Source organism: Pseudoxanthomonas sp., assembly GCF_002863005.1.
Lineage (GTDB): Bacteria > Pseudomonadota > Gammaproteobacteria > Xanthomonadales > Xanthomonadaceae > Pseudoxanthomonas_A.
Map to the genome: position 1 here is coordinate 15,141 of NZ_PKDG01000032.1, position 14,564 is coordinate 29,704.

The window sequence follows — 14,564 nt, forward strand, 5'->3', positions numbered from 1 at the left end:
TGCTTCTGGCCTGGTTAGGGCGTCTCCGCCACCAGCGCGGTGGCGCGTTCCAGATCGACCGTCACCACCCGGGATACCCCCGGCTCCTGCATGGTGATGCCGATCAGGTGTTCCGCCGCCGTCATGGTGGTCTTGTTGTGAGTGACAAAAATGCACTGTACCCGTTCGGCCATCTCCTGCACCAGATCGCAGAAGCGACCCACGTTGGCCTCATCCAGTGGCGCGTCCACCTCATCGAGCATGCAGAACGGCGCCGGGTTGAGTTCAAAGATGGCGAACACCAGCGCCACGGCGGTGAGCGCCTTCTCGCCCCCGGACAACAGATGGATGGAGCTGTTGCGCTTGCCCGGCGGGCGCGCGATGACACGGATGCCGGGCAGCAGGTGGGTATCGGCTTCCAGTTCCAGCCGCGCCTCGCCGCCCCCGAACAGCTTGGGAAAGGTGGTTTGAAACACGCGATTGAGCCGTTCGAAGGTCTCGGCAAACAGGGCGCGGGTTTCCCGATCCATGCGCCGCATGGCGGCCTCCAGGGTGTCCAAAGCCTCGGTGAGATCGGCATCCTGGCTCGCCAGGCCTGCGATCCGGTCGGACAGTTCGGCGTGATCCGCCACTGCCGCCAGGTTGACCGCGCCCATGCGCTCGATCCGCTGGGTCACCGTGGCCAGTTCCGCAGCCAGCGCCGTCTCGGTGTCCCGCTCGCCCAAGCGGGCGGCCGCCGTGGCGGGGTCCTCGCCCTGCTTGATGAGCCACGCCGTCAGATCCTCGCAGCGCAACTGGGCCTCCCGATGGCGCAAGCTCAGGGCTTCCAGTTCGGCGGCCTGGACCTTGAGCTGCTGGGCCAGCGCCTGGGCCTGGAGATGCTGGGCCTGCAAGGCCTGATCGAGCGTTTCCAGCGTGCCGCGCGCCGCGCGCAATTCACCGTCGATCTGGTCGCGTTCGGCGCGTGCCGCCGCCAACGCGGTCTCCAGCGCCTGCAGCGGTGCCCCGCGCGCTGCCGCTTGCGCCTCCAGCACCGCCAGACGGGCGCCCACCTGTTCGCTTTCCGCCTCCAGCGGGCCGCGGCGCAGGCCCTGGGCACGGGCGTCACCGAGGGCGCGCTCCTGCTGCAAGGCCAGCTCATGATGGCGCCGGTCCAGCGCCGCTCGCTCCCGGGCCAGGCTGTCGCGGTGCTCGCCGGCGGCCACGCGGGCCTGTGACCGCGCCTCCAGCTCAAGCTGGCATTCGGCAATCCGGGCCGCCAACGCCGCAAGCTCCGCCTGGGCCTGCTCCAGCGCCTCGGCCAGGGGCGCGCGCTGGGCCTCGATCTCGGCCTCTTCCCGCTGGCGCCGCGCGGCTTGCTCGGTGGCCTGGGTGGCGGCCAGCCGCGCCCTATCGAGGGCATGGCGGGCCGCGCCATGGGCCTGCTGGGCCGCCCGCAGCGCCGTTTCCGCGCCTTGCCGTGCGGCTTCCATGCCAGTCAGCCCCCTGTGAATCTCGGCATGGTGCGCTTCGGCCGCGCGCACCTGTGCCTCCAGGGCGGCCGCCTCGGCCTGGGCCGCGCGCCATTCCCGCTCCCGCAGCAGCACACCCTCGCGCCCGGACTCGCCCGCACGGCCGCCGCGCAGCCAGCCCGGCCCCAGCCACCAGCCCTCGGGGGTAATCACCGATTCATCCGCGGGAAGTTGCGCCACCTGCGCCCGTGCCGCAGCGAGATCCGGCGCCAGGTGCACCCGATCGAGCCGCGTGGCCAGGGCGCCCGCGCCCCGTACCTGCGCCCCCAGCCGATCCCCGGGGCAAGCCGCAGAGGGCTGAGCAGCATCCACCCAGGCCAGTGCCGGACCGGCGGGGTTGGCATCGGGCGCCAATTGGGACAAGGGGTCGGGCAGGGCCAGCGCGCCCAGCCACTCCCGCAGCACGGTCTCCACCGCCCGTTCCCAGCCCGGAGCCACGTCCATCTGTTCGATGAGTGGCCGGGCGTCCGGCGGTGTGGATTGCCCGCCCGACGGCGGCGCACTGGCGCGCCGACGCAGGCTTTCCAGGGCGCTCACTTGGCCCTGCACCCGCTGCCAGGCGCCGCGCTGCGCATCCAGCGCCCGCCGCGCCACCTGCTCCGCCTCCCGCTGCGCGGCGCAGGCGGCCGCCGCTGCCTCCAGGGCGTCGCGCGCGGCGCTCTCCTGGGATCGGGCCTGTTCCTGCGTCCCCTCGGCCTGAGCCACAGCCGCGTCCAGCGCTTGCGCGTCGGGCAAGGACTCCGCTTGCAGGCGCGCCAGGCGTCGGGTGGAATCCGCCAGCCGATGCGCCAGTTGTTCGCGCCGCGCCTGTGCACCGGTCTGCTGGCGGCGCAAGCTTTCCCAGGCGGCCCGGGCCTGTTCCAGCGCCGCGGCTGCCTGGGTCAACACGGCATCCTGTTCCTTCAGGGCCGCGCCGGCGGCTTCGCGCAAGCCCTGTTGCCGCGCGAGCGCCGGGGCGAGCTGGGCCGCCTCGGCTTGTGCCCGCTGTTCCAGCGCCTGAGTGGCTTCCCGTTCCTGGGCCAGGGCCAGCAGGCGCGCCTTGAGCTGGTCCCGCTCGGCGGCCTCGCGTACCGCAGTCTCCTGCAGATGGCTGCGTTGCTGCTCCAGGCGGGCGAGCTGGCCGCCGGCGGCGAAGTGGCGCTGCTGCAAGGCCTCGAAGGCCTGGGCGCCAGCGCTGCGTTGTTCGGCACGACGAGCCTGTTCGGCCTCACCCTGGGCCAGCGCCGCCTCCAGGTCGGCACGCGCCGATTGTTGCCGCGCCAACGCCTCCTGCAGACTCGCGAGCTCCTGCTGGCGCTGGCGCCAGCGCCACGCCGCGAGCTGGATCTCCAGCGCCTGCTGGCGCTCGCGCAGGGTGAGAAACTGGCGCGCGCCCAGGGCCTGACGGGCGAGAACCTGCAACTGACGCCCCATTTCCTCGCGCAGGTCGGTGAGGCGCGCCAGGTTGTCGCGGGTCTGGCTGATGCGGGTTTCGGTTTCGCGACGCCGCTCGCGGTAGCGCGACACGCCGGCCGCCTCCTCCACCAGGGTGCGCAGTTCCTCGGGCCGCGCCTCGATCAGACGGCTGATCATGCCCTGTTCGATGATGGCGTAGCTGCGTGGTCCAAGGCCGGTGCCGAGGAACAGGTCGGTGACATCGCGCCGGCGGCAGCGCGTGGCGTTGAGGAAATACTGGGACTGGCCGTCGCGGGTCAGCACCCGACGCACCACGATTTCGCGATAGCGCCCCCACGGACCCTCCAGGCGTCCGGCGCTGTTGTCGAAATGCAGCTCGATGCTGGCCTGGGCGATGGGCGCGCGGTGGCCGGAGCCGTTGAAGATGACATCGGCCAGGGCATCGCCACGCAGGTGGCTGGCGGTGCTCTCGCCCATCACCCAGCGCACCGCGTCGATGAGATTGGATTTTCCGCAGCCGTTGGGCCCCACGATGCCCACCCGGTTGCCGGGAATGGGAATCAGGGTGGGCTCGACGAAGGACTTGAATCCGGCCAGCCGGATGGCACTCAAACGCATGGAATCGGTGGCACCGGGCAACGCTCAAGGGGAAGAGTGGATGTATAATGCCGGGTTTCATTCCCCGTTGGGGAAGCTTTCTTTCATCTTTGCCCAGGTAGCCGACCGATGTCCATGCCCGCCCCCGGCGCGCCCACGCCCGCCCTGCTTGAAACCTTTGCCAACCCCAATCCGGAACGGGACTACACCATCCGCATCCGCATCCCGGAATTCACCTGTCTGTGCCCCAAGACCGGCCAGCCGGATTTCGCCGTGCTGCAACTGGACTATGTGCCCGAGGCGCGCTGTGTGGAGCTGAAGGCCTTGAAGCAGTACATCTGGGCCTATCGCGACCAGGGCGCCTTCCACGAAGCGGTGACCAATCGCATCGCCGCTGACCTGGTCGCGGCCTGCGCGCCGCGCGCGTTGCGCCTCAGCGCCGAGTTCAATGTGCGCGGCGGGATCTACACCACCGTGGTGGTCGAACATCGCGCCCCCGGCTGGGCCGCGCCCGCGCCGCTTCATCTGCCGTGATCATCACAACAGCTTGCGGGCCTTGCCCATGTCTGATATAGAATCGCGGTTTATTTTTGCATGACGCTCGGGACAGGCGATTCTCTTTAAGGAGCAACCGCAATGGCGGCCACCGACCAATCCACCCAGACCCCCATTCATCCGCCGGTGAAAGGCTTCGAGCCTTATCCCATGCATGAGGGCGAGGAATACATGAACCCGGCCCAGCAGGATCATTTCCGGGTCATCCTGCAGGCCTGGAAGCGCGAGCTGATGGAAGAAGTGGATCGCACCCTGCACCACATGCAGGACGAGGCAGCCAACTTCCCCGACCCCAATGATCGCGCCAGCCAGGAATCGGATTTCAGCCTGGAGCTGCGCACCCGCGACCGCGAGCGCAAGCTGCTGAAGAAGATCGATGAGGCCCTTGCCGCCCTGGATGCCGGCGATTACGGCTATTGCGAAAGCTGCGGCATCGAGATCGGCATCCGCCGCCTGGAAGCCCGCCCCACCGCCAGCCAGTGCGTCGATTGCAAGACCCTCGACGAAATCCGCGAACGCCAGATGGGGGGCTGAGCCCCTCCGGCAGGATCCCACCACTGGCCGCCATCCCCTGCGGCCGGTTTGCCCCCTCGCCGACCGGCCCCCTGCACTTCGGCTCCCTGGTCACCGCGCTGGCCAGCTTCCTCGATTGTCGCCACGTCCACGGCCGCTGGCAGGTGCGCATCGAGGACCTCGATCAGGCACGCGTGATCCCCGGCGCTGCCGAGACCCATCTGCGCACCCTGGAACGCTTCGGCCTCAGCTGGGACGGGCCGGTGGTCCGCCAAAGCCAGCGCAGCGCGTATTACGATGCCGCCTTGCAGCAGCTTCAGGCCGCCGGCGCCCTTTATTCCTGCACCTGCAGCCGCGCCGAGATCGCCCGTGCCGGACGGATAGGCGCCGAAGGGCCAATCTATCCCGGCACCTGCCGCAACCGGCGACACCCCCTCACTGGCCCCCATGCGCGGCGGGTGCGGATTGAGTCAGCGCCCATCCTCTGGCAAGACGCCATTCAGGGACCCCAGCGCCATGATCTCGCCGCGCTGTGCGGTGATTTCGTGCTACGCCGGGCGGATGGGGTGGTGGCCTACCAGCTTGCTGTCGTGGTGGACGATGCCGCGCAGGGGGTGAACCGGGTGATGCGGGGCGCGGATCTGATCGCCTCGACGCCGCGCCAGATTCACCTGCAGCGTCTGCTGGGTCTGCCCACCCCCAGCTACGCCCATGTGCCGCTGGCGCTGGATGGGCGTGGCGAGAAACTGGCCAAGCGCCTGGGCGCCGCCGCCGTGGCGACTGGCGATCCGGCTCCTCTGCTGTGCCAGGCGCTGGCTTTCCTGGGTCAGGCCGTGCCGCCGGACGGTCCACGGCTTGGGATCGGGGAACTGATCGACTGGGCGATCGCCCATTGGGAGCCGGCCCGCATTCCACAGGGCAGCGGATGGCCCGCGCCGCCGCTGCCGCATCCTCCCCAGCCCTTCTGCGACTGAGGGCAAGGAGAAGCGATCCGGCATGATTCGCCAAACCCGACAGGCAGGCCGACACAGTTGAAAGCGGTTTCCGGCAGTGTCAAGCCGCCGCGGCCTGCCGAAAGGGAAAAAGGACGGCAGCAGCGCCGTCATGAGCCGAGCGGGTCAGCCGGCGGCGCGGTCGAAAAAGACGAGAGGCTGCGCGCCATCGTCCACAGGCGCAGGCGCCGCTTCCGGCGCGCTGGCCAGCCAGTTGACCGGCGTCGCCTGACGCGCGCCCAGGGCGGCGAAATCGAACAGTCTGGGATCGGCCAGATGCGCCGGACCCACGTTGCGCATGGCGGCAAAGATGGAATCCAGGCGCCCCGGGTACTGGCGTTCCCAGTCCTGCAGCATGGTCTTGATGGCCTTGCGCTGGAGGTTTTCCTGCGCGCCGCACAGGTTGCAGGGGATGATGGGGAAGTCCCGCGCCCTGGCATAGCGGGCGATTTCCGCCTCCTCGCAATAGGCCAGCGGGCGGATCACCACATGGCGGCCATCGTCGGAGAGCAGCTTGGGCGGCATGGCGTGCAGCTTGCCGCCGAAGAACATGTTGAGGAACAGGGTTTCCATCAGGTCATCGCGATGATGCCCCAGGGCGATCTTGGTGACGCCGTGTTCGGCGGCGAAGTGGTACAGGGCGCCGCGCCGCAGCCGCGAGCACAGGCCGCAGGTGGTCTTGCCCGCGGGCACCCGCGACTTGACGACGCTGTAGGTGTCCTGTTCGATGATGTGGAAGGGCACGCCCAGCGCCGTCAGGTAGTTCGGCAGGACCTCGACCGGAAAGCCGGGCTGTTTCTGGTCGAGGTTGACGGCAAGGATCTCGAAATCCACTGGCGCGCTGCGCTGCAGGCCGAGCAGGATGTCCAGCAGGGTGTAGGAATCCTTGCCACCGGAGAGGCAGACCATGACCCGGTCGCCGGCCTCGATCATGCCATAGTCCTGAATTGCCTGGCCGACCTGATGGCGCAGGCGCTTTTGCAGGCGTTTGAAGTTGTTGGACACATCGAGGGGCGAGGTGGCGGACATGGGCAAATGCGCTCGGAGGGAAAATCCTCGCAATTATTCCACAGCGCCCGTCTGCCCGCGCAGGCCGAACGCGGCCCGGCGCCGTCCCTGCGGTTCGGCCTGCACGGCGGGATGACATGAGCGCCTATCCGCTGCCCCCTTTGCCCAGCACCTTCCACCCGGCGGTGGCGACCTGGTTCGCGCGCTGCTTCGGCGCGCCCACCGCGGTGCAGGCCGCCGCCTGGCCGCGCATTGCGGCGGGCCTCGACACCCTCATCGCCGCCCCCACCGGCTCGGGCAAGACCCTGGCGGCCTTCCTGGCCGCCATCGATGGCCTGGTCCGCGAGGGCCTGGCCAGCGCCCTGCCCGATGAGACGCGGGTGCTCTATGTCTCGCCGCTGCGCGCCCTGTCCAACGACATCGAGAAAAACCTGCAACAGCCCTTGCACGGCATCGCCAAGGCAATCCAGGCGTCGGGTCTGCCGGCGGTGAGCATCCGCAGTTGGGTGCGCACCGGCGACACGCCGGCCGGCGAACGCCAGCGCGCCGGCCGCACCCCGCCCCACATCGTGGTGACCACCCCTGAATCACTCTATCTGCTGCTCACCAGTGCCTCGGGCCGGCGCATGCTGGCCACGGTGCGCACCGTCATCGTCGATGAGATCCATGCCCTCGCCGCCACCAAGCGCGGCGCCCATCTGGCGCTTTCGCTGGCGCGGCTCGATGCCCTCACCGGGCGGCGCGCCCAGCGCATCGGCCTGTCCGCCACCCAAAGCCCCCTGCAAGAGATCGCCGCCTTCCTCACCGGCCGGCCCATCGGCTGCGCGGTGGTGGACGCGGGCCATCAACGGGCCTGGGACCTGGCGCTGGAGTTGCCCGACACGCCGCTGGACGCGGTCATGTCCAATGCCGTCTGGGACGAGATCCACGACCGGCTGGCCGAACGGGTGCGGGCCCATCGCACCACCCTGGTTTTCGTCAACACGCGCCGCCTGTGCGAGCGGCTGGCGCGGCAGCTTGCCGAACGGCTGGGCCGGGAAGTGGTCGGCGCCCACCACGGCAGCCTGGCCCGCGAGCATCGCCTGGATGCGGAAACCCGGCTGAAGAGCGGAACGCTGCGGGTGCTGGTGGCCACCGCCTCGCTCGAACTGGGCATCGACATCGGCGAAGTGGACCTGGTTTGCCAGATCGGCTCGCCACGGGCGATCAATCCGCTGCTGCAGCGGGTGGGCCGCTCGGGCCATGGCATCGGGCGCATCCCCAAGGGCCGGCTGTTCCCCCTGAGCCGGGACGATCTGGTGGAATGCACGGCCTTGCTGGCGGCGGTGCGGAGCGGGGCACTGGACCAGTTGCAGGTGCCCACCGGCGCGCTGGACGTGCTGGCCCAGCAGATCGTCGCCGAGGTCGCCGCCCGCGGCGAGATCACTGAGGACGACCTGTGGCGTCAGGTCACCGCAGCCTGGCCCTACCGGGCGCTGGCGCGGAGCGAGTTCGCGCAGGTGCTCGATCTGCTCAGCGACGGCGTCACCACACGGCGGGGACGGCGCAGCGCCCACCTGTTCCGCGATCCGGTTGCCGGCTGGCTGCGGCCACGCCGAGGCGCCCGCTTGGCGGCCTTGCTCAACGGCGGGGCGATTCCCGACCTGTTCGACTATGACGTGGTGCTGCAACCGGAAGGGCTTCGCGTCGGCACGGTGAACGAGGATTTCGCTTTCGAGAGCCTGGCCGGGGACATCTTCCAGCTCGGCAACCGTGCCTATCGCATCCTGCGGGTGGAAACCGGCCAGGTCCACGTCGCGGACGCGGGCACCGCGCCGCCCGGCATGCCGTTCTGGCTGGGCGAGGCGCCGGGGCGCAGCGACGCCCTGTCGGAGGCGGTCTCCCGTCTGAACGCCACAGTCGAGGCGGCCCTTGCGGCCGGCGGGCTGGATCAGGCGCGTACTTGCCTCGCCCGGGATTATGGGCTGTCCCTACCCGCCGCGGATCAGCTCGCCCAGTATCTTGGCGCCGCCTATGCCGCCCTGGGCGCGCTGCCGACCCAGCGCCACCTGATCCTGGAACGCTTCATCGATGAGGTGGGCGATCCCCATCTGGTGATCCACAGCCCCTTCGGCGCACGCCTCAACCGCGCCTTCGGCCTCGCCCTGCGCAAGCGCTTCTGCCGCCAGTTCAACTTCGAGCTGCAGGCCGCGGCCCTGGAGGACAGCCTGATCCTGTCCCTGGGGCCCACCCACTCCTTCGACCTGCTGGATGTGCCGCGCTATCTGCATAGCCGCAGCGTGCGCGGCGTGCTGAGCCAGGCGCTGCTGGACGCGCCGTTCTTCGCCACGCGTTGGCGCTGGGTCGCCACCACCGCCCTGACCATCGCGCGTCGGCAGGGCGGTCGCCGGCGCCCTCCGCAATTCCAGCGCCAGGATGCCGAGGACCTCATCGCGCTGGTGTTTCCGGATCAGCTCGCCTGCCTGGAAAACATCCAGGGCGAACGCGAGATTCCGGACCATCCCCTGGTCGCCCAGACCCTGCGGGATTGCATGGAGGAGGTCATGGACGCGACAGGACTGGAACGGCTGCTGGCCGAGCTGGAATCCGGCGCCATCCGCGTGAGCGGGCGCGACCTGCCCGCGCCCTCCCCGCTGGCGGCGGAAATCCTCAACGCGCGGCCCTATGCCTTTCTGGACGATGGCGCGGCGGAGGAGCGGCGCACCCGCTCGGTCAGCACCCGTGGCGCGGTCTGGGCCGCCGCGGCCAGCGACGCACCGGGCTTTTTCGAGGATACCGTGCTGGCGTCGATCCTGGCCCAGATCCGGCCCGCGCCGCGCGATGCCGAGGAGCTCCTCGATGCGCTGCAGGTGCTGGGGTTTCTTACTGCGGCCGAAGGGCTCGCCTGCCATCCCCAGGCCGCCGCCTGGCTGGAGGCGCTCATCGGAGACGGCCGCGCCCGGCGCGTGGCGATTGCCGGTGCGGGAACCCTGTGGGTGGCGCGGGAACGGCTGGCCGAGGTACGGGCCGCATGTCCCGAGGCACGGATCGATGGGGCGTCCGTGCCGGCGCCTGCAGTGTCCGAGGACCCGGCGCTGGCCCTGCAGGCGCTGCTGGCCGGTCGCCTGGCCGGATGCGGGCCGGTGAGCGCGGCGGCGCTGGCGGCGCCCCTGGGCCAGCGGGCAGCGGAAGTGGAACCGGCGCTGGCCGCCCTGGCGAGTCAGGGCGAGGTGATCACCGGGGCTTTCACAGCGCCGGGGACGACGGAATGGTGCGAGCGGCGCGTGCTGATTCGCCTGCAACGGGCCAGCCTGCAACAGCGTCGCGCCCGGCAGGACCCGGTCGCCCCCCGCCATTTTCAGCGTTTCCTGTTCCGCTGGCACGGCCTGGACAGCCCGCCGTCCGGCGAGGCGAGTTTGAGCGCCGCCCTGGATCGGCTGGCGGGCTGCTCGGCCCCTGCCGGCGCCTGGGAACGCTACCTGTTACCGGCCCGCGTGGTGGGATTCACCCCCGCCGCTCTCGATGCCTTGCTGGCCCAGGGGCGTTATGTGTGGCTGCGCCTGGACCCGCCCGCCCCAGATGAGGAGGCGCGTCCGCGCTTTCGCAGTGGCAGCCTGCGCCAGATCCCGCTGGCCCTGCTGCCGCGGGCGCAACTGATTCATTGGCGGCGCCTCGCGCCACCGACCGACCCGGCACAACTCCCGCTGTCCGGTGCGGCGAAGTCGGTGCTGGATCTGCTCGGCGCCCAGGGCGCGCTGTTCTTTGAGGAGCTCGCCCTGGACAGTCGCCTGTTGCCCGCCCATCTGGAGACGGCGCTGGCGGAACTGGTCGGCTGGGGATTGATCACCGCCGATGGCTTCGCGGGATTCAGGCGGCGTACAGCGGGGGCGCGCCGCTCCGGCCGGCTGATGGGCGGCCGCAGGGACAACATGCACAGTCCGCTGGCCCGGGCCGGGCGCTGGTCGCGGCTGCGACCGCTGGCGCTGCCGGAGGTCGCACCGGCGCGCTTTCCCAGCCAGCCCCTGGAGACGCTGGAACAGGTGGCCCGGACGCTGCTGCGCCGCTACGGCGTGGTGTTCAAGACCCTGTTGGCGCGGGAATCGCCGTTGCCGCCCTGGCGCGAGCTGCTCTATGTGCTGTGGCGGCTGGAAGCCCAGGGCGAGGTGCTGGGCGGGCGCTTCATCGAGGGCGTTTCCGGGGAACAGTTCGCCCTGCCGGAGGCGGCCGGGCTGTTGCGCGAGGTGGCGCGCCAGGCCCCGGCCGAAGAGCGCGTGACGCTGTCCGCCGCCGATCCACTCAATCTAACCGGCATCCTCACGCCCGATGAACGCGTCCCCGCCTTGCCGGGGCGCAGCGTGTGCTATCTCGATGGCTTGCCGATTGATCCGGCGCGATCACCCTGTCTGGGCGCCCTCGATGAGGAAAACCGCATCCCACGGGGAAAAACGCCAGGCAAGCGCTGAATCGATCCATGCTGGATTCTCGGCGCTCGCCAACAGCAGCTTATAGCCCCTGATTCTGCCGGCGCGGTCCTGCGCTGCGTTATGGCGGCGGGCTACTCCTCCCGTGCCAGCATTTGCTTGAGGGCATCCAGATGCGCACGGCCGCGGGCCTGACGGGTGGCCGCATCGCTGGCGTCGGTGGGGCGGACCCAGTCGATGACCTCGGCCGGCAGCTCTTCCAGAAACCGGCTCGGTTCGCGTTCGACTTCCTCTCCGCCCATGCGCCGCTGGCCGGCGTAGGTCAGCGTCAGGGTCTGGCGCGCACGGGTGATGCCGACATAGGCCAGGCGCCGCTCTTCCTCCAGGCTGCCCGCCTCCAGGCTGTTGCGGTGGGGCAACAAGTCTTCCTCCATGCCCACCAGGTAGACGTGGTCGAACTCCAGGCCCTTGGCGCTGTGCAGGGTGAGCAACTGGACCTCGTCGGCGTCCGATTCCTCCTGTCGGTCGAGCATGCCCACCAGGCTGATGTGGGCGAGCAGCCGCTGCAGGGTCGCCTCGTCTTGCCAGCGGGTCTGCAGGCGGGCGAACCAGTCCACCAGTTCATGCACATTCTTCTGGCGGCGTTCCACGGCCCGGCGATTCTTGTCGCTTTCCCCCAGCCAGTTCAGGTAATCGATGCCTTCCAGCAGGCGCTTGAGGCAGGTGGGCGCGTCCTCCTCGTGGGCAATCCGCTGCATGCGGCCCATCCATTCGGCAAAGGTGTGCAGCCGATCCACCGCCCGTTCCGAGAGATGACGGGTGAGCCCCATCTCGCTGGACGCGGTGAGCAGGCTCACGCCCCGCGCCTGGGCGTAGCCGGCCAGCTTTTCCAGGGTGGCAGCGCCGATTTCGCGCCGCGGCACATTGATCACCCGCAGGAAGGCGGCATCATCGTCCGGATTTTGCAGCAGGCGCAGATAGGCCAGCAGGTCGCGCACCTCGGCGGCGTCGAAGAAGGAGGATCCGCCGGTGATGCGATAGGGAATCTGCTGCTCGCGCAGGGCGCGTTCGAAGGGCCTGGCCTGGTGGTTGCTGCGATAGAGGATGGCGTAGTCGGCGTAACGGGTGCGGTGGCGGAAGCGGTGCTGCAGCAGTTCTCCGACCACCCGGCGCACCTCGTCCTCGCCGTCTGCACAGGCCAAGATCTGGATCCGCTCGCCCTCCCCCAGCCGGCTCCACAGGCGTTTCTCGAACAGATGGCTGTTGTGGGTGATGAGGGCGTTGGCGGCCTGCAGGATGCGACTGGTGGAGCGGTAGTTCTGCTCCAGCTTGATCACACGCAAATGCGGGAAATCGCTTTGCAGCAGGTTCAGGTTCTCGGGGCGGGCGCCGCGCCAGGCGTAGATCGACTGGTCGTCGTCACCCACCACGGTGAGGCGCGCCTCGGGGCCCACCAGGCGCTTGAGCAGCCGGTACTGAGCGGCGTTGGTGTCCTGGTATTCGTCCACCAGCAGGTGGCGCACGCGCTCCTGCCAGCGGCCGCGCAGGGCTTCGTCTTCATCCAGCAAGCGCACCGGCAGGGCGATCAGGTCGTCGAAGTCCACCGCGTTATAGGCACGCAGGTGGCGCTCGTAGTCGCCATAGAGCTTGGCGGCGCGAAAGCCGTCCTCGTCCTCGGCGGCGGCGAGCGCCGCCTCGGGACTGATGAGTTCGTTCTTGAAGGCGGACACGCGGTTGTGCAGGGCCTGCAGTTCGGCATCGCCGATCTCCATCTCCTGGCGCGTCAGCTCGCGCAATAGACCACGGCTATCGTCGGTGGCGAAAATGGAAAATCCCGCCTTCAGACCCGCCGCACGGGTTTCCTGTTGCAACAGACGCAGGCCCAGGCTGTGGAAGGTACTGATCCAGGGTGGGCGGGCCGGGCGACCGCGCAGTTGCTCGCTCACCCGCGAGCGCATTTCACGCGCTGCCTTGTTGGTGAAGGTAACGGCCATCACCTCGTTGCGCGCCAGGGTTTGCTGGCTCAACAGATGGACGATCTTGCGGGTGATGACGCGGGTCTTGCCGCTACCGGCGCCGGCCAGCACCAGCAAGGGGCCATCCAGGTGGTGCACGGCTTCATGCTGTTCGGGATTCAGACGCGGCATGGAACGGACCGGGGAACGGGCGTGCGGGGCAGCGAGCCTAGCACCGACGCGGCACGCCGGAAAGGGCGACTGCGATGCGGTCGTCGCACGCCGCCACTCTCAATGAGCACCGTCGAACAAGCCAGGATGAAGCGTGGCGGGCATGGCCCAGCGCAGGCGCAGGCCAGGCGCGGCAGGGGGCGCCGCGAAGGGCGCCGCGACCCACTGGTTCGCCACTGCGGCCAGCGCGCCATCCACCCACAGCAAGGGCAGCCGGTCGCGCACCCACGGCGCCAGCCTCGCGCGGCGGCACAATTCCGTCAGCATCTGGTGGTGGGCGTGGGCCGGCAGACGGATCCGCTCCCCGCCACGCCGAAACCCAACCTCGAGGCGCCGACCGGCAAGGGCTTGGGGATCGAGCCCGCCCGGTCCCGCATCCAGAACCAGCCGGCCCAAGTCCCCCGGCAAGGCCAGCGGCTGCGAGGGCGTCAGCCAAGGCAGTTTCACATCCGGTACCGGCGCCAACGGTGGGCCGGCGTAGGCTCGCCCCTGGTGGCGGCGAATCTCCACGCCGGGATAACCGAGCAGAATCTGCCGGTCCGCATCGGCCCTGGCCAGTTGATCCGCAATCGCCGCCAGCATGCGCGTGCTGGGCAGCGGCAAGCCGGCTTCAGCGAGCCAGTGGCGCAGCAGCAGACGGCGCTCCCGCTCCGGTCGTTCGGACCAGCGCGTCAGCACCAGCGCCCCATCGGCCACCATTCCCGCAGCCAATTGCGCCTCGCCCCAGGCCGTCAGTTGTTCGCTGGCCTGTGCACACTGGTGGGCGCTGCGCGAGAGGGTGCGGGCCGCCTGGGGCCAGCGCGCGCGCAAGGCAGGCAACACGGCGCTGCGCAGGTAATTGCGATCAAGCGCTGGATCCGCGTTGCTGGGATCGTCGATCCACGCCAGCTTCCGGGCCTCGGCGTAGTCCCGCAATTGCTCCCGGGTCAGTTCGAGCAATGGGCGCGCCAGCCAGCCGGGTTCGAGGCGGCGCAACGGCGCCATGGCCGCCAGCCCCGCTGGGCCGGCCCCACGCAGGGCCTGCAGCAAAAAGGTTTCCAGTTGATCGTCGGCGTGATGAGCGGTGAGCAACAGATCCCCCGGCGCCAAGCACGTCGCCAGGGCAGCGTAACGCGCGCGCCGCGCCCAGGCCTCCAGGCTTTCCCCCGCCGGGGGCTTGCCATCAAGCGCCAGGGCCGTGAAATCGAGGCCGCGCGCCGCGCACCAGGTCGCGCAATGCGCAGCCCAATGGCCGCTGTCCGGCTGAAGTCCGTGATCGACGTAGAGGGCATGAAGCGGCGGCAGCTCCTGTCGGCAGCGCAGCGCCAGATCGACCAGAACCGTGGAATCGAGTCCGCCGCTGAAGGCCAGGTGACACCGGCCCGCGGCGGGCCATTGCCGCAGCGCGCGGCGGAAGGCCTCCAGCACCGGCTCCGCCGTGGTCACGGC

Annotated in this window: 8 protein-coding genes; 4 read left to right on the forward strand and 4 right to left on the reverse strand. The window is 69.8% G+C overall.

The window, feature by feature from the left end; all coding sequences use genetic code 11:
• Positions 1-14 precede the first annotated feature (14 nt).
• Positions 15-3,503, reverse strand: a complete 3,489-nt coding sequence (smc, locus tag CYU89_RS12875) for a chromosome segregation protein SMC (protein WP_296281525.1) — start codon at positions 3,501-3,503, stop codon at positions 15-17.
• A gap of 108 nt (positions 3,504-3,611) precedes the next feature.
• Between smc and queF the strand changes: the two genes are divergently transcribed.
• The 3 genes from queF to gluQRS all read left to right on the forward strand — a co-directional run bounded on the left by queF (position 3,612) and on the right by gluQRS (position 5,524).
• A complete protein-coding gene (gene queF / locus CYU89_RS12880; protein WP_296281528.1) occupies positions 3,612-4,016 on the forward strand; it encodes a preQ(1) synthase in 405 nt (134 codons plus the stop codon).
• A gap of 102 nt (positions 4,017-4,118) precedes the next feature.
• The gene (dksA, locus tag CYU89_RS12885) at positions 4,119-4,571 is read left to right on the forward strand and encodes an RNA polymerase-binding protein DksA (protein ID WP_343125259.1); all 453 of its coding nucleotides are present in this window, start codon (positions 4,119-4,121) and stop codon (positions 4,569-4,571) included.
• 23 nt (positions 4,572-4,594) lie between these two features.
• Complete coding sequence (gene gluQRS / locus CYU89_RS12890; protein WP_296281575.1) at positions 4,595-5,524, forward strand: tRNA glutamyl-Q(34) synthetase GluQRS; 930 nt, start codon at positions 4,595-4,597, stop codon at positions 5,522-5,524.
• Positions 5,525-5,668: 144 nt separating this feature from the next.
• On the opposite strand, the gene ttcA is transcribed toward gluQRS, so the two are convergent.
• Positions 5,669-6,571 carry a tRNA 2-thiocytidine(32) synthetase TtcA gene (gene ttcA / locus CYU89_RS12895; RefSeq protein WP_296281529.1) on the reverse strand — a complete coding sequence of 301 codons (903 nt, stop codon included), beginning with the start codon at positions 6,569-6,571 and terminating at the stop codon, positions 5,669-5,671.
• Positions 6,572-6,687: 116 nt separating this feature from the next.
• Between ttcA and CYU89_RS12900 the strand changes: the two genes are divergently transcribed.
• On the forward strand, positions 6,688-10,992 hold the full coding sequence (locus CYU89_RS12900; protein WP_296281531.1) for a DEAD/DEAH box helicase: 4,305 nt from the start codon (positions 6,688-6,690) through the stop codon (positions 10,990-10,992).
• Between the two features lie 92 nt (positions 10,993-11,084).
• Here the strand turns inward: CYU89_RS12900 and CYU89_RS12905 are convergent, their stop codons facing one another.
• Both CYU89_RS12905 and tilS read right to left on the reverse strand, forming a co-directional pair.
• The gene (locus CYU89_RS12905) at positions 11,085-13,097 is read right to left on the reverse strand and encodes a UvrD-helicase domain-containing protein (RefSeq protein ID WP_296281534.1); all 2,013 of its coding nucleotides are present in this window, start codon (positions 13,095-13,097) and stop codon (positions 11,085-11,087) included.
• A 99-nt stretch (positions 13,098-13,196) separates the two neighbouring features.
• Positions 13,197-14,561, reverse strand: a complete 1,365-nt coding sequence (gene tilS / locus CYU89_RS12910; RefSeq protein ID WP_296281535.1) for a tRNA lysidine(34) synthetase TilS — start codon at positions 14,559-14,561, stop codon at positions 13,197-13,199.
• Positions 14,562-14,564: the final 3 nt, after the last annotated feature.

Bases quoted from the DNA above. Each gene is read 5' to 3' on its own strand.
- queF (WP_296281528.1), top strand. From the start codon at position 3,612: ATGTCCATGCCCGCCCCCGGCGCGCCCACGCCCGCCCTGCTTGAAACC.
- smc (WP_296281525.1), bottom strand. From the start codon at position 3,503: ATGCGTTTGAGTGCCATCCGGCTGGCCGGATTCAAGTCCTTCGTCGAG.
- CYU89_RS12905 (WP_296281534.1), bottom strand. From the start codon at position 13,097: ATGCCGCGTCTGAATCCCGAACAGCATGAAGCCGTGCACCACCTGGAT.
- ttcA (WP_296281529.1), bottom strand. From the start codon at position 6,571: ATGTCCGCCACCTCGCCCCTCGATGTGTCCAACAACTTCAAACGCCTG.
- CYU89_RS12900 (WP_296281531.1), top strand. From the start codon at position 6,688: ATGAGCGCCTATCCGCTGCCCCCTTTGCCCAGCACCTTCCACCCGGCG.
- dksA (WP_343125259.1), top strand. From the start codon at position 4,119: ATGGCGGCCACCGACCAATCCACCCAGACCCCCATTCATCCGCCGGTG.